This is a genomic window from Spartinivicinus poritis (assembly GCF_028858535.1).
GTDB lineage: Bacteria > Pseudomonadota > Gammaproteobacteria > Pseudomonadales > Zooshikellaceae > Spartinivicinus > Spartinivicinus poritis.
Map to the genome: position 1 here is coordinate 339,071 of NZ_JAPMOU010000001.1, position 21,454 is coordinate 360,524.

Genomic DNA, 21,454 nt, shown 5'->3' on the forward strand with positions numbered 1-21,454 from the left:
GCTGCAGCTTCAAAGGAAGAAGAGCCCCAAAGCACTCTTTACAACAACACCAAACTTAGGTTAGGCAAGTAGCTACCCTGCCCTTTTCAGTAAAATCCCACCCACCGTAAAGCACAACAGTAGTGGCACAATCACAGCAATTAGCGGCGAGAAGCCAAATACCAAACTGGATGGGCCAAGTAACTCTTGGAAGATATTAAAAGAAAACCCAACAATTACTCCAATAAAAATACGTAACCCCATTGTGACAGAACGGAGTGGCCCAAACACGAAAGAGATACCCACCAGTACTAACCCGATAATAACTGCAGGCTGCAATAGCTTTCGCCAAAATGCTAACTGATACTCACCTGCATTCAACCCTTGCTGGCTAAGGTAATCAATATAAGTGCTTAAACCGCGAATTGATAAATCATCCGGCTTTACCACTACGACATTAAGCAGATCCATAGACAAGCTGGTTTGCCATTGCAAAAATGGTAGCCGCTCAGTGGTTACACGATCACCTTTAAACTGATTAGACTGAATATTCTGCAATAGCCAATAATCACCTTTAAAGATGCCACGATCAGCAAAACTAGCCTCTAACAGTTCTTTTTTATCATTAAATTTAAAGCGGGTAATTCCATGCACGATACCACCAGGCTCTACGGCATTTAAATGCATAAACTCATTGCCTTCCCGATGCCACACCCCTTGTTGACTGAACTGAGATGAAGAGCCATCTTTACTACGGGCAATTGCTCGGCCACTATCTGCTAACTGTTCAGTATAAGGTGACACAAACTCACCTATGGAAATACCAATTAAAATAGTCAGCAACGTTGGCTGCATGACTCCCCACACGATTCGCCAGAGTGATACCCCTGCAGCACGCATGACTACCAGCTCACTATTGCTGGCCAATGCTCCTAAGCCAACCAAACAACCAATCAGCGCAGAAAAAGGAATAAATTTATAAATACGGTTAGGGATGGATAAACCAATATACTGTAGTACTTCTAGCAACTGATAACTGGCTTTCATGCTGGCTAACTCGGCTACAAAAGCAAAGAGCATATCCAGCGATACAATCACTAATAGCACCAAAAAGGTAGCATTCAGGACACTAGTGGCAATATAACGGTCAATCTTATTCATCTTCTGCCACCTCTGATGCTACTGCAGCTTGCTTCAGCTGTTTTTGCTGTCGCCTTTTCATCTGGAAGGGCTCATAAGCCAAAATTAACATCGCAACAAGCAAAAATAGCCCATGCACCCCCCATAACCCTGCTGGAGGAATTTTCCCATCCTCAACGGCACCTTTAGCACCAATTAATAGTGCCAAGTACACCAAGTAAGTCAAAATAGCAGGCAATAATTTTAAATAACGCCCTTGTCGTGGATTCACTTTACTTAATGGCACAGCCAGTAATACGACAATAAATACCAGCACTGGTAATGACAATCGCCACTGCAGCTCTGCGACATGACTAAGCTCACTAGAGCCTATCAGTTCACTGGTGGCTATGGCTTTAACTTTATCCGTTTCTTTACTGGCCTTACTTTCTGGCATTTTTATACCGTAAGTATCGTACTCAGTAATACGAAAGTCCGCCTGACCAGGAGTGCCGTCATAACGGTAACCTTTGTTTAGAATCAAATAGCGGGCACCCGTTTGTGGCTCAACATGCTGTACACCACCATCAGCCAAGAGTAGCGTGATTCCCCGCTTGCCGATGGCTCCATTTTTCTGAGAGATAAATACATCTCCCATTTGTAGCCTGTCTTCCGACAAGCGCTCGGTGTAAGTTACCCGACCAGCATTCTCTTGCTCTTGAAAGCGGCCTGGAGCCAACGTTTCAAATTCAGTCAGTGCATCTTGTTTTGCAAAGATTTCTTCAACATTTTTTGCTCCCCATGGCGTAACAACCAATCCAAGTAGCGCTACTATGCAGGCAACAACTGCAGCTGGAGCTAGTGTCTGGGTTAAAATATTGGTTTGGCTAACCCCACAAGCAGTCAGCACTGTCATTTCACTTTCGATATAAAGCCTGCCATAGGCGAGCAAAATACCAATAAACAAACCTAAGGGAATAATCAGCTCTAAAAACTCAGGCAGTCGATAGCCCATAATGACAAATAAAAAATCAGCACTCAGTTGCCCTGAAGCAGCTTGTGCTAAGTACTTGTTAAAGCGGCCACTCATAATAATAAGTAACAGTACACCGCTAACAGCCAACATGGCTGTAAAAACTTCTCTTGCTAAGTAGCGGAAGATAATCAACTGGCTCTCCTAACTTACTCTCCAAATACTACCCAATACCTATGACAGCGTTTTCTTTACAATTGCGCGACGAAAACTTTCATCCCCCTGACAAGATCAACCTGTATATAAGCAATCAAGAGCAGACTCTGTTACACTCAAACACTTAAATTAATAGGGTTTGTCAAACAATTAGCTCACAGCACTGCCATTCCAACTGATATTAATTGGGCAATATGCCCAGCCACTTTTCAGTAGCCATTGGCAAAGGCTGCTAATTATCCAACAAAGCGATAAATTTGTCTTGTGGGGTTTTCATGGAATTTCTAATCAAAAACACACAACCTGCCACTATCAGCACTGATTGCTTAGTGATACCGGTATTCGAAAACTCAAAGTTAAGCGACACCGGAAAAGCCCTCGACGAAGCAGCCAAGGGACAATTACACAACATTATTAAACAAGGTGATATTGCAGGAAAACCAGGTGATACACTGGTTATGCCACAACTGGGTGAAGTCAAAGCCAAACGTATTTTACTTTTTGGTGCAGGAGAGCAAAACAAAAAATTATCCACTGATGATTTAATTAAGTCACTATCAGCTGTATTTGCTGCACTGAATCAGCTCAACTTAAAACAAGCAGTTCTTGCCTTAGCTGATATTCATTTAGCAGACCGCGAAAAAACCTGGGTAGTTCGCACTGCGGCACAACTGGCTATTACCAGTCAGTATGAGTTTAACCAGCTAAAATCAACCAAACCCAAAACAACCAAAAACAAATTTAAAAAACTGATTTTTCTTGCCCCTACATCTACCCACAAAGCCCTTGAGCAATCTACCCAAGAAGCAGCTGCTATTGCCAAAGGCATTAATGTAGCGCGTGACCTTGGTAACTTACCTGGCAATATTTGCACCCCCAGCTATCTAGCGAAACAAGCCAAACAATTGGACAAGGATGAAACCAAGCTAAAAGCCACAGTACTTGGTGAAAAAGAAATGGAAGAACTGGGCATGGGCTCCTTCTTATCTGTTGGCAAGGGCAGTAAGGAGCCAGCCAAATTAATTGTCATGGAATATAACGGTGGCAACAAAGGTGACAAACCCCATGTTTTAGTGGGCAAAGGCATTACCTTCGATAGTGGTGGTATCAGCCTGAAGCCTGGCCAAGGTATGGACGAAATGAAGTTTGATATGTGTGGTGCAGCCAGTGTGTTTGGTGCAATCAGCAGTGTTATTGCGCTCAAACTGCCCATTAATGTTGTCGCTATCGTGGCAGCAGCAGAAAACTTACCCAGCGGTAATGCATCTAAACCCGGTGACATAGTAACTTCAATGTCAGGTCAAACTATCGAAATTCTTAATACCGATGCAGAAGGACGACTGGTATTGTGTGATGCATTAACCTACGCTGAAAAATTTGAGCCTGAGTCAGTGATTGATATTGCTACATTAACTGGTGCTTGTGTGGTTGCACTCGGTAGTCATGCATCAGGCATGTACAGCAATAATGAAAAGCTGGCTAAGGCACTACAAAAAGCCAGTGATGAAAGTTATGACAGAATCTGGCCTATGCCTCTTTGGGATGCTTACCAAAAGCAGTTAGACAGCAACTTTGCTGATATGGCAAATATCGGTGGTCCAGAAGCTGGGTCAGTAACAGCAGCTTGCTTTTTAGCTCGCTTTACTAAGAAATACCATTGGGCCCACTTGGATATTGCTGGTAGTGCTTGGCTGAGAGGTGATAAAAAAGGTGCCACAGGCCGACCTGTTAGTTTGCTTGTGCAGTATTTAATCAACCAAACTAAGTAGTAATGCAAGGTTGGTAGACTCTCTGTTGTCCGACTTTCAGTTGGCCGATACCCTGTCGGCCAACCTCTGTTACATATTCATGATACCCACTTAGCATGACACGTATTGATTTCTATATATTGCCTGACCAACAACCAGCCGCTCGCCAACAGTTTTGTTGCCGTTTAACTGAAAAAGCCATCAAACATGCCAAGTCAGTCTATATTCATACTAATGGGCATGAAGAAGCAGAAATGCTTGATGAGCTACTATGGTCCTTTCGTGAAGATAGTTTCATTCCACACCAGTTAGTAGCCAAGCATGATGAGACACCCTGCCCAGTAAAGATTGGCTGGCAACTGCCGCCATTATCATCAACCAGCCTGCTAATTAACTTGACTGACACAGTACCTTCATTTGTTGATCAATTTGAGCGAGTTGCAGAAATTGTTGCAGGAGATGGCATAAGTCGCAAAACTGCACGCCAGAACTTCAAAAGCTATCGAGACAAGGGGTATTCTTTACACAGTCACAATATTCGAAGTTAGCACTTATTAAATTATTTGTATTACTGCTGTATGGCCAAGCTTTACTTTACTAAACCAAACTCTAAACAACCTAATGGCACAGGTAAGCCTGATCACCGGCAATTAACTGAGTCAGGGCGCTCTAAAAATAAGCAAGGGCATTCCCCTTCCTCCAATTCTTTAGAGCGAACCGACATACCCACCCTAAATGACATAGCAGACTCAGCTTTGAATAAAGACCAACAGCCCAGTGAAGTAGCCCAACAAGCTAAGCCCACCACCGATATACCAACCCTAACAACACCGACTGCAAAATCTACTCAGCAAAGTCGAGCTAAGAGTCACCAAACTAAGCAGCCTGCTTCGAGAGCACCCGCTCAAAATAATATCAATGAGAATAATCCCTTTATTCCTGACAGTGTTAAAACAGCACATGTACAACATAAGCTAACAACCAACCACAAAAAAGCAAGCCAACCAACCACTTCTACAGCCAATCATTCTGTTTCTCAAAGCCAGTTTCAAAGCGAACAATCAGCCAGCAGCTTAAGAAGAATTAAAAGTCTGGATGATGGTGTTCGTAATAAATTACGACAAGAGCTGGAAATGCAAAGCGAAATTGTGCTACAAGAACTCATTGATGAGTTTATTCCGCAAATTGAAGCAGAATTCCACAAGCGCATGCGCGCAGAAATAAGCGACATCATTGATCAAATTATTAGCAGATCTTAGTCCCACCCTTACTCAAGGGCACTACTAAAAATAATATTTTTTCATTTTAGAAGTACTCTTAACTTAATTAGTTGTTTCCTTTCAGCTACCCCTCTTAACTGAAAGGTTATACCTTATGTATAATCCTTAACTGTTGAAGATTACCCATTTAAAAGGCAACCGGTAATAAGTATCACCATGGATAAAACGTTTAAGCCACATGAATTAGAGCGCCAATGGTATAAAACCTGGGAAGAGAAAAGCTATTTCGTTCCTCAGGGTGAAGGAAAGCCATACTCTATAATGATTCCTCCCCCCAATGTGACAGGCAGTTTGCACATGGGACACGCTTTTCAAGACACTATTATGGATGTCTTGACTCGCTACCACCGAATGAAAGGTCAAAAAACCCTATGGCAGGTGGGTACTGATCATGCTGGTATTGCTACCCAAATGGTGGTGGAGCGCCAATTATTAGCGCAAGGTGTTAGCCGTTTAGATCTTGGTCGAGAAAAATTCCTGGAAAAAATCTGGGAATGGAAAGCCGAATCTGGTGGTACAATTACTGAACAATTACGCCGAATGGGCGCTTCTGTCGATTGGTCCCGCGAACGCTTTACCATGGATGAAGGCTTATCGAATGCAGTAAAAGAAGTGTTTGTTCGTTTGTATGAAGAAGACCTGATTTACCGAGGCAAACGACTGGTTAACTGGGACCCTAAACTACATACGGCAATATCTGACTTAGAAGTTATTTCGGAAGAAGAAAATGGCCACTTATGGCATTTCCGCTACCCGCTAGCTGATGGCGCAAAAACCGCTGACGGTAAAGACCATATTGTAGTAGCCACCACTCGCCCAGAAACCATGCTCGGTGATACAGCTGTTGCCGTCCACCCCGAAGATGAACGTTACCAGGCATTGGTAGGTAAGTTTATTGAATTACCATTAACTGGCCGCCGCATCCCTATTATTGCTGATGATTATGTGGATCAAGCATTCGGCACAGGCTGTGTAAAAATCACCCCTGCCCACGACTTTAATGACTATGAGATTGGCCAACGTCATCAGCTACCAATGATTAATATCCTAACCATTGATGCCAACCTCAATAATGAAGTACCCGAAAAATACCGTGGCATGGAACGATTTGCTGCCCGCAAACAAATCGTTGCTGATTTTGAAACTACTGGTCTACTGGAAAAAATCGAAGACCACAAGCTGAAAGTACCCCGTGGAGACAGAAGTGGTGTAGTTATTGAGCCTTATCTGACTGATCAGTGGTATGTCAAAGTAGGCCCACTGGCAGAGCCTGCCATCAAAGCAGTTGAAGATGGGGATATCGAGTTTGTACCTAAGCAGTGGGAAAACACCTACTTTGCCTGGATGCGCGACTTACAAGACTGGTGTATTAGCCGTCAGTTGTGGTGGGGTCACCGTATTCCAGCCTGGTATGATGAAAATGGCAATGTCTATGTAGGGCGTGATGAAGCTGAAGTTAGGGAAAAGCACCAAATTAGCCCAACGGTTAAGCTTCGTCAGGATGACGATGTACTGGATACCTGGTTCTCTTCTGCGCTGTGGACCTTCTCAACCCTGGGCTGGCCAGATGAAACACCTGAATTAAAAGAATTTCACCCAACGGATGTATTGGTCACTGGTTTTGACATCATTTTCTTCTGGGTTGCCCGGATGATTATGATGACCTTAAAGTTCCGTGGAGAAATCCCCTTTAAGAAAGTGTATGTACATGGGTTGGTTCGCGATCAGGATGGTCAAAAAATGTCTAAATCGAAAGGCAATGTACTCGACCCACTCGATTTAATTGACGGTATTAGCTTTGATGACTTATTAAACAAGCGCACCAGCGGCTTAATGCAGCCTCATATGAAAAAATCCATTGAGGCATCCACTCGCAAACACTTCCCAGAAGGGATTGCTCCTTATGGCACAGACGCCTTGCGCTTTACATTCTGTTCATTAGCCTCAACCGGCCGTGATATTAAATTCGACATGGGCCGGATGGAAGGCTATCGCAACTTCTGCAACAAAATCTGGAACGCCGCAAGGCTGGTCTTGAGTAATACTGAAGGCGAAGACTGTGGGCAGAATGATGGTGACGTTGAACTAAGCTTGGCTGATCGTTGGATTATTTCACGCTTACAACAAGCCGAGCAAGAGGTTGCCGAAGCAGTTGAGTCCTTCCGCTTAGATCATGCCGCCAATGCAATCCAGCAGTTTGTTTGGGATGAATTTTGTAGCTGGTACCTTGAGCTATCAAAAACGGTCATTTATGACAAAACGGCGAGTGACGCTCAATTAAGAGGCACTCATCGTACCATGGTTCGGGTATTAGAAGCCACTTTACGTCTGGTACACCCCTTTATGCCATTTATCTCCGAAGAAATTTGGCAACGCTTGGCATCATTAGCAGGCAAACAGGGTGATACCATCATGCTGCAGCCTTACCCAGAAGCTGATAACAGCTTACTGGATCAGGAAGCCATGGCTGATATTGAGTGGGTCAAAGGCGTTTTGGTTGGGGTGAGAAATATCCGTGGCGAAATGGATATCAGCCCGAAAAAGCTAGTGCCAGTGTTACTACAAAATGGCACCGCTGAAGATAAAGCGCGCTTAGAAGCCAACCAAACTTATCTGCAAAAGCTGGCCAATATTGAGTCAATCACTTGGTTGGAAAGCACTGACGAAGCCCCGACTTCAGCGACTCAGCTAGTAGGCGACATGAAAGTGCTGGTACCAATGGCTGATTTAATTGATAAATCAGCTGAGCTTGCTCGCTTAAGCAAAGAAATCGACAAATTAGATAAAGAACTCAGCCGCTTACAAGGCAAGCTGAATAATCCGAATTTTGTTGATAAAGCACCTGCTCAAGTGGTTGATAAAGAAAAAGCCAAGTTAGCAGATACACAGGCTGCACAACAAAAACTGTTGGAGCAAAAAGCCAGCATAGAAGCTTTATAAGATTCTACAACACTTTGGACAGTGTCGCGAAAGCTGGAAAATATGGGGTGATAGGGTGTTCTGGAACTGCTGTCAGGAACAGCTAAAGCGCTAAAGGCCATGAATGGCCTTTAGCGCGGTGGAAGAATATCCTATTAATCCATATTTATTCTCACCTTTTGCAACACCCTCCCCTTTCTTTACTTATTGATTATCCCCACCCGCTCTTTCACTCTCCTATCATTCCTACGCTACACTTACCCTAATAATGACAAATTGAAACAGCTGTCAAAGTAGAAAAGACAAAGGACATGAAAAAATATATTGAGCTGATGGCAGATCGATTTCTGTTCATGATTACTGCCATCATTATGATATTACTAGCCTGGTTATTTTGGAGCAGTAGTGGTCAATCAATATTCTTTGAAATTTTCATTTTAATTGCCATTACTTTACTAGTAGCTGAAAATGTACATCTACGACTACGAATTAAAACTCTCAAACAAAACGACAATTCTAATTAATTTTTAATAATTGCTAAAACCATTCCAATTTAACTCTTTTAAATTAAAACAGCTATTTCCATTGATCTATAACAAAAAAAGCCAAGCAAGTAAAAAACATTATACGTTTGTCTATATTGATTATTCTTTTTTTTAGCTCTAGCCTGAACACGCCACCAGATATTATAAATTCTAACAATTCTGGCTAATACACCTCCCTTCTTAGAATAGGACTCATAAAATGAAAAAGAATATAGTTAAAACAACTATTGCTTTAACGTTAATGACCGTTTTACCTCAGTATGCATCCGCAACAGATTATGAGTGGGATCCGGATATTGAATTATTAAGTGAAGAAGAACTTCAACCCCTTAATCAAGATCAAGTGGAAACGGTAAACTCTATTATTTCTCGCAGTATGCGGATATGTAAAAATCAACGAGTACCAGCAGGCTGGGTAATTACTGGAGAAGCTTCAAGTACACGTTGTTCTGGTAGTTTCCCCAATATGTGGATTATCAAACAACCAGGCAATTCTGAAAGTGTATGCAAAGTTTCCAACATACCCAATGGATATGTCATTAAAGCAGAAGCTTCAAGCACTTCTTGCCCTGGTCGTTTTCCTAACGTTTGGAAAATAAAAAAACCTGGAAGCTCTGAAGCTATCTGCAAAGTTTCTAAAATACCTGATAATTATATTATCACCAGTGAAGCTAGCAGCACCTCTTGCCCACACCGTTTCCCGAATTTATGGCGAATAAAAGTGCCAAGTAGAGTAGATACTATGTGCTCAGTTTCACCTTTACCTAACGGTTATGTAATTACTGGCAGAGGCAGCAGCACTTCCTGCCCAGGCCGTTTTCCCAATACCGCAAAAATCCGTAAACTGTAAATATCACACTGTATACTTTTTCACAGATAGAAAAGGCCCCAATAAAGGGGCCTAACAACATCAAAAAAATCCAGTAGCCTTTTGTTTATACCCTACACAAAAAGCCTTTAAGGCTTATTGTCACAATATCTTCCTATAATAACTATACTTTCATCATAAAAATTTAACATTATACACCACTCTATACTCCTATATTCTTAAGTTTACTTATTTTCAACAGTCTAAAATCAAACCATTAATCATCAACAAACTAATACTTAAATACATGGATCACTATGCATACTTTTTATGCCTGTACGGTATATTACATGTTTTAATGCCATACATAGGAGTGAAATAGCACTTATATTAGCCTGAATGTTAGATAATACTTAACAAGAAGGATAATGTGGCAGCAATTATAAGAAAATAGTCATGCAGCATACATATTGAGCAGCTCAGTCAAATTCTGGATCAATATCAATATTAAAGGAAACCCTTCTAATGGAAGATAAAAGCAAGGAAGATGTAAGAATTAATGCTGCCAACTCTTCAGATATAGTAGTAGATGAAACGAAAACAACAACTGAACAAAGTCAGGACAAAGAGCAACCTGCAATACTACCAACAAAAGCGCCTGAATATGTCGTAGGTATTGGTGCATCAGCAGGCGGTTTAGAGGCATTAGAAGAGTTATTCCGAGCCATGCCATTACAAACAGGTATGGCTTTTATCATCATTCAACACCTGTCACCAGATTATAAGAGCTTAATGAATGAGCTATTAGCGAGAAAAACCGACATACCGATTCATATTGCTGAAGACCAAATGCCAGTTGAAAAAGACAACATCTACTTACTCCCTCCTAAAAAAGAAATGATTGTCTCAAATGGTAAATTATTGCTCACTGAACGAGAACATAGCGATACCATCAATATGCCAATCAATACGTTCTTTCGTTCACTGGCAGAGACTTATCAAGATAAAAGCATTGCGATTATCCTATCCGGTAGTGGTTCCGATGGCAGTAAAGGCATTAAACTTATTCATGATAGTGGGGGTTTTGTCATTACCCAAAATCTTGACTGCTGCAAGTTCGATAGCATGCCACGTAATGCCAACAAAACCAAATGTGTTGATCTTTCCTTACCGACAGATGAAATTCCTGATGCGTTAATTAAATATTCCAAGCGCACCATCAAGGCCACCCAACAAATTGCACTGGGTTCCTTGGAAGCCAATGAAGGTCGATTTACAGATATCATTGTGCTGCTAAACAACCGGTTTGATTTAGATTTTTCTGAATATAAACCTTCAACCATTGTACGTCGATTAGAAAGACGACTGGCAATGATTCAAGCTGAAACACTAAAAGATTACACCAATATTCTGTTATCCGATGAAGAAGAGCTAGAGGCACTTTACTTTGACTTATTAATAGGAGTTACCCAGTTTTTTCGGGACCCAGAAGCTTTTCAAAGTTTAGGCCAAAAAATACCAGATTTACTGAAAACACTTCAATCTGAAAGCAATGAAGAAACTCGCATCTGGGTACCTGGCTGCGCAACTGGGCAGGAGGCGTATTCCCTGGCAATGTTAATTCATGATATTTTTCGACAGGAAAACATCCTTCAATCGTTTAAAATTTTTGCTACCGATATTCACCGAAACTCAATAGCCAGTGCAGCCCAAGGCATTTATACAAAAAGTGAAATTATTGGTTTACATAGCCCTTATAAAGAGCGCTACTTAAAAAAATTACCCAGTGGTGACTATCAGGTAATACCCGAAGTAAGAAAAACTATTGTATTTGCTCAACATAATCTGCTAAAAGACCCACCTTTTACCAAGATGCATATGGTCAGCTGTCGTAATTTAATGATTTATTTTAATCAGGCAGCTCAGCAACGAGTGTTCAGTTTATTTACCTTTGCTCTTAAAAACAAAGGATTGCTATTTTTAGGCTCCAGCGAAAGCCTTGGCAGACATGCTTGTGACTACCAATGCATAGATTCAACTCATAAAATTTTCCAAAAAAATCGCGAAAGTCATCAACGGCCCGAGTTTCAATTAAGTTCCTTAGAGTCAAGACAATATAGATTTACTAGCGCTAAACGACATAGCCCCCCCCTCAGCATCAAAAGCAAACAAGCTCAGGAAGTACTATTACAGCGTTATGTGCCTCCAAGTTTATTAATTGACCATAATGGCGATATTCTCCATGTGTTTGGCAATGTTGGGGAAATGTTAAAGCTGGATATCGGTGCTGCCAACCTTAATTTACGTTCAATGGTATCAGGCCCAGCCAAAGCCGTATTCACTCAAATGCTCAACCAGGTGAATAAATCTTATAAACCGATTCGTACTCGCTTTGTTGAGGGCTTTATTAAATACGATAGAGTCGATGTTGAGATACGACCTTTATCTGACTCGTCAAAAGATATGGATTACTTTATTGTTACTTTGAAGCAAAGTAATACTGTATTGGATCAGCAACCAGAAGAGGAAACTGAAGAAGTTAATCCCAATAGCACTCTAGCTGTAAGAATGCGAGACCTTGAAGAGGAACTGCTATATACCAAAGAAAGCTTACAAACCACAGTGGAAGAATTAGAAACCAGTAACGAGGAGCTGCAAGCATCTAATGAAGAGTTAATGGCTTCTAATGAAGAGCTACAAAGCACCAATGAAGAATTACAGTCAGTTAATGAAGAACTTTTTACTGTGAATGCTGAACATCAAACCAAAGAATTAGAGCGAGCAGAAATAGAAGCAGACGAAAAAAGTATTGTACAAGTATCTGGAATTGGTATTATTTTCTTAGATGAAAACTTACATATCCGGAAGTTTTCTGACTCAGCCGCTAATTTATTTAATTTTAAGCCATCCGACTATGGCCGTCCTTTTGGCGCCATTTCAGGAGAAGGTGTACAAAGTATTCTAGCTAATATCAACCAGGTGCTTACTCAAGGTGGTATTATAGAAAAAGAGTTTATTCCTGAGCATGGCGTCATTTACCAAATGCGGATTCATCGTTTGGAAAACCTGGATGAAAACAGCCATCAACAACGAGGCATTATTCTTACTTTCTTAAACATCAGCAAACTTTATGCAACTCAACGCAGTTTAGCCCGCAGCGAAAGTCGTTTCCAGGCGGTTTTAGATGCTTTAACTGATGGTTATTTTGAATGGGATACAGTACACAGCAAGTTATTTTTAAGCCATCATTGCCGGCAAAAACTCGGCTATTCAAATGAAGAAATTCTAACTTGGCAGCGCTTGCTTGAAGATGATACAAACAATGTGCTGAGTACACTGAACAAGGCATATGAACAACAAAGCACTTTAGAAATACTCTTACCATTGCGTAAATATGATCGTAGTCTCTATTGGATGCTGTGTAAATGCCATTTTTCAACACAACACCAAACAGATAGAGATTATGGGCGCTTAGCTGGTCAGTTAATTGATATGCAACAATACAAACGCCTTGAAGCCAACATGCAACACCAAGTACATGAGTTATCTCGATCAAACGAGTTATTAGAGCAATTTGCTCATATTGTTTCCCATGATTTAAAAGCTCCACTACGACACAGCATGCATAATTTACATTTCCTTAATACGGCTATTGAAGAAAGTAATATTCCGTCAATAAAAACAGAGGCCCAGTCCTTAAACAATAATTTACATGCACTGCAAAACCTAATTGATGATGTGATTCGATTTTCAAGGTTCAACTCAGAAAAGAAAAAAGTAGCAACTGTTGATCTAAATATTGTAGTCGATCAGGCTATCAACTTACTTGCACCCAGCATGTCCAATAAAAACTTTGAATTACACTGCGATCAACTACCCTCTATAGCTGGTGATAAGAACATGTTAATCCATTTATTTCAAAATTTATTGGGGAATGCATTAAAATATAATGATAAAGAAAAACCTAAAATTACAATTAAACATAGGCTAGAAGATAAGTATTGTTTTATTCAAGTGCAAGACAATGGTATTGGTTTCGACCCAAGCTTGTCAGAAAATATTTTCAAACCCTTTAAACGCCTGGTCACAAAAAGCCAATATGAAGGAAGCGGTATTGGTTTATCTATCTGTAAAACGGTGGTTGAACAGCATAGTGGTAAAATATCCGTAGACTCAACCCCAGGAGAAGGAACTATTTTTACTATTCAACTCCCCATTGACAACCAGTAACAAATAGCAATGAATATCGATCACCAATATAAAATCCAGGTAGGGAGCTTATCTAATGCAAACCAGCCATAACTTTTCCCTGTTATTGGGTGAAGATGATGAGAGTGACAAATCAACAATGCAAGTCATTTTGAATAGAATGAATTATCAAGGCTCATTTCATCATGTTCCAGTAGGGCAAGAGGTTATCGATTGGACTTTAAAAAAAAATCAATACCGCAATGCTGCTCATAATATACCTGACTTAATTCTGTTAGATATTGGTTTACCTGGCATAGATGGTAAAACAGTTTTAAAAACCTTACGGCAAGATGAGACAGCTAAAACCATTCCCATCATCATGATGTCAGGTTCCATATCACAACACGACTATTATGAATGTATTGCTTTAGGCTGCAATGCTTATATTCAAAAAACCTCAGATCTCAACGCATTCACTAAAAATTGTCAGCTTTTTATTGAAGGTTGGATTCAGTTATCGCAACAAAAGTTTATTTAACTATTAGATGAGAGCCCTACCTATGCAACCCATCAATATATTACTTGTAGATGACCAACTATCCAGCCTGTTGGTTCTGGAAGATTTATTAGCCAGTTTAAAAGTTAATCTACTCAAAGCAACTTCTGCCAAAGATGCCTTGCTGATTATGTTAAATAATGATATCAGCTGTATTTTGCTTGATGTGAGCATGCCAGAAATGGACGGCTTCGAATTTTTAAAAACGCTTCAAGCAGCGCCTGCCCATGCCAATATTCCCGTTATTATGGTCACAGGGAAAATATTTAGTGAAAATGAAACCCTTCGTGCTTATCAATACGGTGCCGTAGACTTTTTAATAAAGCCATTAGATTCTCAGGTAGTGTACCGTAAAGTCAGTTTTTTTGTCCATCAAGCCCAACGCATCAAGTGCATTGAAAATATTGAACATATATTAAAAGGTATTTCAACAGAGATTCTTAAGCCGCTAAAAAAAGTGATAACAAAAGATCATATTACCGATAACCATTTGCTTTCAGAGCTAGCTCAAGCCGTAGTCAAAATAGAAGAACTACAACAGAACTGGTGTACGTTCCAGCATGATAAACACAATACCGCTTTGTAATTGTAGTATTGTAAATAATTTATCGCCTTTCGCCAAAGTAAGGGATTCAGGAGGCACCTGTGGTCAAAACCAGAATAAGAAAAAAAACGGACTCAAGCACTGCCAACATTGAGGAAGCGAGTACCGAACAGGTTCTACAGGCGCTTCAGGAATGGAAAGATAAAACAGAAGTTATTGACCATGCCAATTTATTAAAAGCCTTAAGAGCCTATCGGAACGGTAATTTTTCAGTACGGATGCCAGAAACGCAAGTGGGTATCGCTGGCGAAATTGCCCGTGCATTTAATGAATGCGTTGAGCTTAACCAGATAATACTGAAAGAGTTTGAGCGGGTCAGTAAAGCTGTTGGCCGTGAAGGTAAATTAAGCCAACGGGTTTCAGTGAGCGCTGCTAAAGGGGGCTGGGCCAATACTGTGATGGCTTATAACGCTACGGTAGAAGGTATGGCTGAACCTGTCGGGGAGTTTGGTCGTGTCGTCGCGGCGATTGCCAAAGGTGATCTAACTGAGCCTATGTCGTTAGAAATTGAGGGGCGACCCCTTCGTGGTGAATTTTTGCGGGTAGCAAAAACCACCAACCAAATGATTGAGTTACTAAATAATTTTTCATCAGAAGTTACCCGGGTAGCCCTAGAAGTGGGTACTGATGGTATTTTGGGAGGACAAGCCAAAATTCGCGGCGTATCAGGGGTTTGGTTGGATTTGACCAACAGCGTTAACGGTATGGCAAATAACCTGACCAACCAGGTACGTAATATCGCTACCGTCGCCACCGCCGTGGCTAATGGCGACTTAAGCCAGCGGATTACCGTACAAGCCAGTGGCGAAGTGCTTGAGTTGAAAGAAACTCTCAATCGAATGGTAGAAAGGCTTACCTTGTTTTCCTCAGAGGTCACCCGAGTGTCCAGAGAAGTGGGTACTGACGGAAAACTTGGGGGTAATGCAGAAGTCAGGGATGTGGCCGGTGTCTGGCAAGAGCTGACCAATAATGTGAATGGCATGGCTGACAACTTGACAAATCAAGTGCGTAACATCGCGACTGTCGCTACCGCCGTGGCCAACGGCGACTTGACCCAAAAAATTACCGTTGATGCCCAAGGTGAGGTATTGGAGCTAAAAAACACCATTAACACCATGGTGGATCGTCTCACTCAGTTTGCATCCGAGGTCACCCGAGTGGCCAGAGAGGTGGGTACCGATGGACAGCTCGGCGGTAAAGCGAAAGTGCCTGGTGTTGCTGGAGTTTGGCAAGAACTCACCAATAACGTCAACGGCATGGCGGATAACCTGACCAGCCAGGTACGCAACATTGCTACGGTGGCTACTGCCGTTGCCAACGGTGACCTAAGCCAGAAAATTACCGTTGAAGCGAAAGGCGAAGTGTTAGAGCTAAAAGACACCATTAATAGAATGGTTGACAGCCTCACCCAGTTTTCATCAGAAGTCACTCGGGTTGCCAAAGAAGTGGGTACTGATGGCAAGTTAGGCGGTAAAGCCGAGGTTAAAGAAGTCGCAGGGGTTTGGCGCGATTTGACCAACAATGTTAACGGCATGGCGGATAACCTCACCAATCAGGTACGAAATATCGCTACCGTCGCCACCGCTGTCGCTAATGGGGATCTCACCCAAAAAATTACTGTTGATGCCCAAGGCGAAGTGCTGGAGCTGAAGAACACGATTAACACCATGGTAGACAGCCTGACTCAGTTTTCATCTGAGGTCACTCGGGTGGCTCGTGAAGTAGGCACAGATGGCAAGTTAGGTGGCAACGCCGAAGTCAGACAAGTAGCTGGAGTCTGGCAAGACTTGACCAACAATGTTAATAACATGGCCAACAATCTCACCAACCAGGTACGCAATATCGCCACCGTGGCCACTACCGTCGCGAATGGCGATCTCAGCCAGCGAATTACCGTAGAAGCCAGTGGCGAAGTACTCGACCTTAAAAACACCATCAATACCATGGTGGATCGGCTGACGCAGTTTTCTTCAGAGGTGACCCGGGTGGCCCAAGAGGTGGGTACCGAAGGCAAGCTAGGAGGCAAGGCGGAAGTGCCCGATGTAGCAGGGGTTTGGCAAGACCTGACCAATAACGTGAACGGTATGGCCGACAACCTCACCAACCAAGTGCGGAATATTGCCACTGTCGCCACCGCCGTGGCCAATGGGGATTTAACCCAAAAAATTACCGTGGAAGCCCGCGGCGAAGTACTGGAGCTTAAAAACACCATCAATACCATGGTGGACAGCCTAACCCAGTTTTCTTCAGAGGTGACCCGGGTGGCCCGTGAAGTGGGCACTGAAGGCAAGTTAGGCGGTAAAGCTTATGTGCGTGATGTAGGTGGCGTTTGGCGTGAGCTAACCAATAATGTGAATGGTATGGCCGACAACCTCACCAATCAGGTAAGAAATATAGCAACCGTCGCTACTGCCGTGGCTAATGGTGACTTAACCCAAAAAATTACCGTTGAAGCCCGTGGAGAAGTGCTAGAGCTGAAAAATACCATTAACACCATGGTTGAGCGATTAACCCAGTTTTCCTCAGAAGTCACTCGGGTGGCCCAAGAAGTGGGTACTGAAGGGGTTTTGGGTGGCAAAGCCAACGTTGAAGATGTTGCCGGTGTTTGGCAAGACCTGACCAATAACGTTAATGGTATGGCAGATAACCTCACCAATCAGGTGCGGAATATTGCCACCGTGGCCACTGCCGTGGCTAACGGCGACTTAGCCCAGAAAATTACTGTTGATGCCAAGGGCGAAATCCTTGAACTGAAAAACACCATCAACACCATGGTAGATAAGCTGACCCAGTTTGCTTCTGAAGTCACTCGGGTGGCCCAAGAAGTGGGCACCGAAGGCAAGTTAGGCGGTAAAGCGGTTGTAAGGGGTGTGTCTGGTGCATGGCAGGAGCTCACCGACAATGTGAATGGCATGGCCGATAATCTCACCAACCAGGTGCGGAATATTGCCACTGTAGCCACCGCTGTGGCTAATGGTGACTTAAGCCAGAAAATCACCGTCAATGCCCGCGGGGAAATTCTCGAACTAAAAAATACCATTAACACCATGGTGGATAAGCTAACGCAATTTGCGTCAGAAGTGACCCGGGTCGCTCAGGAAGTGGGTACCGAAGGAAAACTGGGGGTTCAGGCAGAAGTCTCAGGCGTAACTGGCGCATGGGGCGACCTGACTCTTAATGTGAATAAACTGGCTAAAAACCTGACTGATCAAGTGCGAGATATAGCCCGGGTAGCCGCTGCCGTTGCCCGTGGTGATCTAGAGCAGAAAATTACGGTAGAAGCTCAAGGCGAAGTATTGGCCCTGAAAGAAACCATCAACTCAATGATTGACATTCTATCGTTATTTGCCAACCAGGTAACTTTCGTTGCCAAAGAGGTCGGAACTGAAGGCAAGCTCGGAGGCCAAGCAGATGTACCCAATGCAAAAGGCATTTGGAAAGACCTAACCGAAAATGTTAACGAATTGGCAGATAACCTCACCCGACAAATTCGGTCTATTTTAACAGTGGTAACAGAAGTCACTAAGGGAAATCTAACTGGCAGTATTGATGTTGCAGCACGGGGTGAAGTAGAAACCCTGAAGAATGGCTTAAATCAAATGATTCTTACCCTAAAAGAAACCTCTGATATCAATATCGAGCAGGACTGGCTAAAAACCAATTTATCTAAATTTGGCCAATTGATGCAGGGCAATAAAAGCTTACAAAGTTTGGCAGAGGTGGTTATTCGGGAACTTTGCCCGACAGTTGCGGCACAGCATGGGGTTTATTATATCCTGGATCAAGGTACTGACGACAGCCCCAAAAAACCTGAATTGGCGCTGTTAGCTAGTTATGCCTATCACGAGCGAAAGGCCATGGCGAATGTATTTGAAGTTGGCCAAAGCTTGGTGGGGCAAGCGGCTCGCGAGAAAAAACGGATTATCGTGCATCAAGTTCCCAATGACTACATTAAAATTTGTTCCGGATTAGGTGAGTCAAAACCTTTGCATGTAATTGAATTACCCGTCTTGTTTGAAAATGAATTACTGGCTGTTATTGAACTTGCCTCATTTGAGCCTTTTAGTGAAGTGGTGTTAAATTTTCTCGATCAATTAATGACAAGTCTTGGCGTTGTAGCCAATGCCGTAAACGCCAGCTCGCAAACAGAAAGCCTATTACGTGCCTCACAATCACTTTCTCAAGAACTACAAGCGCAACAACAAGAACTTAAAGAAACCAATGAAAAACTTGAAGCCCAGGCACGAAATTTAAAAGAATCAGAAACAAAACTAAAAAGCCAGCAAGAAGAACTACAACAAACCAATGAAGAGCTGGAACAAAAATCACAAGTATTAGCAGAGCAAAAGCGAGAAGTAGAAAAGAAAAACCGAGAAGTAGAAGAAGCCAAAGCCCAAATTGAAGAAAAGGCCCAACAACTGGCTTTATCTTCAAAGTATAAGTCTGAATTTCTGGCAAACATGTCTCACGAATTACGCACTCCGCTTAACAGCTTAATGGTTTTATCCGATGGTTTACGAAAAAATATCGATAAAAACCTGACAAACAAACAAATTGAGAAAATGAATACGATTCACGATTCTGGTATCGAGCTGCTGGAATTAATTAATGAAATCTTAGACCTTGCCAAAATTGAAGCAGGTAAAATGTCAGTTCAGATTAGTGATATTTTCCTTCATCGCATCCAAAACTGGGCTGTACGTGGTTTTCAACAAATGGCTGAAAATAAAGGCTTAGAATTTAATACCGAAATTGATAGCAGTTTACCTGCTGCCATTCAAACTGATGAAAAACGCTTACAACAAGTCATTAAAAACTTTTTATCGAATGCCATAAAATTCACCAATAAAGGGCAAGTAAACTTTATTATCCACCCTGCTAACTCAGGTTGGAGTGATCATATCCACACGTTAAATGAAGCAAAAATGGTGATCGCTTTTTCAGTTGCAGATACCGGCATTGGGATTGCACCCGATAAAACCCAATTAATTTTTGAAGCCTTCCAGCAAGCCGACGGCACTACCAGCCGTCGGTTTGGTGGCACCGGTTTAGGTTTATCCATCAGCCGCGAAATATCAACATTATTAGGTGGTGAAATTGTATTAAAAAGTGAAGTGGGTAAAGGTAGTACGTTTACCCTTTTCTTACCACAAGTTTATCCTGGTGCTCCTCATTTGAGTGACAGCACAGAAAAATGGCAAGTAGTTGATGAATCCAAAAAACAAAACCTCCCTTTGTTTGAAACAACCGTATTTGATAAAACAACCAGTCAAACAGTTATCGAGCACACTTTGACCGAAATAGAAGATGATCGCACTTACCTGAAGCCTGGCGATCGTACCGTATTAATTATTGAAGATGACCACCATTTTGCCAGAATATTACTAGAACATGCCAGAGAAAAAGGCTTTAAGGGAATTGTCGCCTCTCGCGGTGATGCTGGATTATTTTGCGCACAAGAGTATCGTCCCGATGCCATTATTTTAGATATTAAACTCCCGATAATGAATGGCTGGACAGTGTTAGACCGCATCAAGCATGACCCTAAAATTCGCCATATTCCAGTACATGTTGTATCGATTGATGATGTGACTCAACGCAGTCTTAAACAAGGTGCAATATCCTGTTTGCAAAAACCATTAGACGATGGTCGTTTAAAAGATGTCTTTGATCAAATTGTTGAGTTTCAACAGTTAAAGGAAAAACAACTGCTTGTTATTGAAGATGATGAAAAACAACGATCTGCTATTATCGATCTCATTGGTAACGGCGATGTAAAAGTAACCGCTGTTGCTTCTGCAGAAGAAGGGCTAGCCGCTTTAAATGAGAAAAAATTTCATTGCATGGTGTTAGATTTAATATTGCCTGATATGAGTGGCTTTGAATTAATAGAAAATATTAAACAACAAGAAACTCTGGTTAATCTACCCATTATTGTGTACACAGGAAAAGAGATTACTCCCGAAGAAGAAACCAGGTTATGCTCAGTAGCAGAAACGATTATTGTCAAAAATGTAAAATCACCTGAGCGTTTACTGGATGAAACGGCCTTATTCTTACATCGCATTGAAGCAAATTTACCCGAGTCAAAAAGGCAAATGTTACAACAGGTACATGAAAATGATCCGCAACTAGCAGGTCGAAAGATTTTGGTTGTTGATGATGATGTTCGTAATATTTTTACCCTGACTTCTATTTTTGAAGCACATGATAGCATTACTTTATACGCAGAAAGTGGCAAGCAAGCTATTGACGTATTAAAGAATCATCCAGATATAGAAATTATTCTAATGGATATAATGATGCCTGAGATGGATGGCTACGAAACAATGAAAGCCATTAGAAAAATAAGTCAGTTTAGCGATATCCCAATGATCGCCGTCACAGCCAAAGCCATGAAGGAAGACCGGCAAAAATGCATGGATGCTGGTGCATCAGACTATATTGTTAAGCCAATTGATACAGAACAACTACTTTCTCTTGTACGCGTATGGTTATACAAAGAACAGAGTTGAA

The 21,454-nt window shown here is 41.9% G+C and carries 11 protein-coding genes; 9 read left to right on the top strand and 2 right to left on the bottom strand.

The annotated features are described in order from the left end of the window. Nucleotides 1-72 precede the first annotated feature (72 nt). Both lptG and lptF read right to left on the bottom strand, forming a co-directional pair. A complete protein-coding gene (gene lptG / locus ORQ98_RS01500; RefSeq protein ID WP_274687002.1) occupies nucleotides 73-1,140 on the bottom strand; it encodes an LPS export ABC transporter permease LptG in 1,068 nt (355 codons plus the stop codon). Further along, the gene (gene lptF, locus ORQ98_RS01505) at nucleotides 1,133-2,266 is read right to left on the bottom strand and encodes an LPS export ABC transporter permease LptF (RefSeq protein WP_274687003.1); all 1,134 of its coding nucleotides are present in this window, start codon (nucleotides 2,264-2,266) and stop codon (nucleotides 1,133-1,135) included. Before lptF ends, lptG begins: the two co-directional genes overlap by 8 nt. 296 nt (nucleotides 2,267-2,562) lie before the next feature. Here lptF and ORQ98_RS01510 point away from each other — a divergent pair, with 296 nt between their 5' ends. From ORQ98_RS01510 to ORQ98_RS01550, 9 genes are all read left to right on the top strand, one after another. After that, nucleotides 2,563-4,056 carry a leucyl aminopeptidase gene (locus tag ORQ98_RS01510; protein ID WP_274687004.1) on the top strand — a complete coding sequence of 498 codons (1,494 nt, stop codon included), beginning with the start codon at nucleotides 2,563-2,565 and terminating at the stop codon, nucleotides 4,054-4,056. Nucleotides 4,057-4,151: 95 nt separating this feature from the next. Further along, nucleotides 4,152-4,583, top strand: coding sequence for a DNA polymerase III subunit chi (locus ORQ98_RS01515; protein ID WP_274687005.1), 432 nt, complete (start codon nucleotides 4,152-4,154; stop codon nucleotides 4,581-4,583). Between the two features lie 30 nt (nucleotides 4,584-4,613). Continuing rightward, on the top strand, nucleotides 4,614-5,294 hold the full coding sequence (locus ORQ98_RS01520; protein ID WP_274687006.1) for a hypothetical protein: 681 nt from the start codon (nucleotides 4,614-4,616) through the stop codon (nucleotides 5,292-5,294). A gap of 177 nt (nucleotides 5,295-5,471) precedes the next feature. Then, nucleotides 5,472-8,255: a valine--tRNA ligase gene (locus ORQ98_RS01525; protein ID WP_274687007.1), complete on the top strand. Its 2,784-nt coding sequence runs from the start codon at nucleotides 5,472-5,474 to the stop codon at nucleotides 8,253-8,255. Between the two features lie 723 nt (nucleotides 8,256-8,978). Then, a complete protein-coding gene (locus ORQ98_RS01530) occupies nucleotides 8,979-9,629 on the top strand; it encodes a hypothetical protein (RefSeq protein ID WP_274687008.1) in 651 nt (216 codons plus the stop codon). A gap of 483 nt (nucleotides 9,630-10,112) precedes the next feature. Further along, nucleotides 10,113-13,817 (top strand): chemotaxis protein CheB, encoded by a 3,705-nt coding sequence (locus tag ORQ98_RS01535; protein ID WP_274687009.1) that lies wholly within the window; start codon nucleotides 10,113-10,115, stop codon nucleotides 13,815-13,817. Nucleotides 13,818-13,872: 55 nt separating this feature from the next. Next, a complete protein-coding gene (locus ORQ98_RS01540) occupies nucleotides 13,873-14,316 on the top strand; it encodes a response regulator (protein WP_274687010.1) in 444 nt (147 codons plus the stop codon). Between the two features lie 22 nt (nucleotides 14,317-14,338). After that, nucleotides 14,339-14,920, top strand: a complete 582-nt coding sequence (locus ORQ98_RS01545) for a response regulator (protein WP_274687011.1) — start codon at nucleotides 14,339-14,341, stop codon at nucleotides 14,918-14,920. A 59-nt stretch (nucleotides 14,921-14,979) separates the two neighbouring features. Beyond that, on the top strand, nucleotides 14,980-21,453 hold the full coding sequence (locus ORQ98_RS01550; protein WP_274687012.1) for a HAMP domain-containing protein: 6,474 nt from the start codon (nucleotides 14,980-14,982) through the stop codon (nucleotides 21,451-21,453). Nucleotide 21,454: the final 1 nt, after the last annotated feature.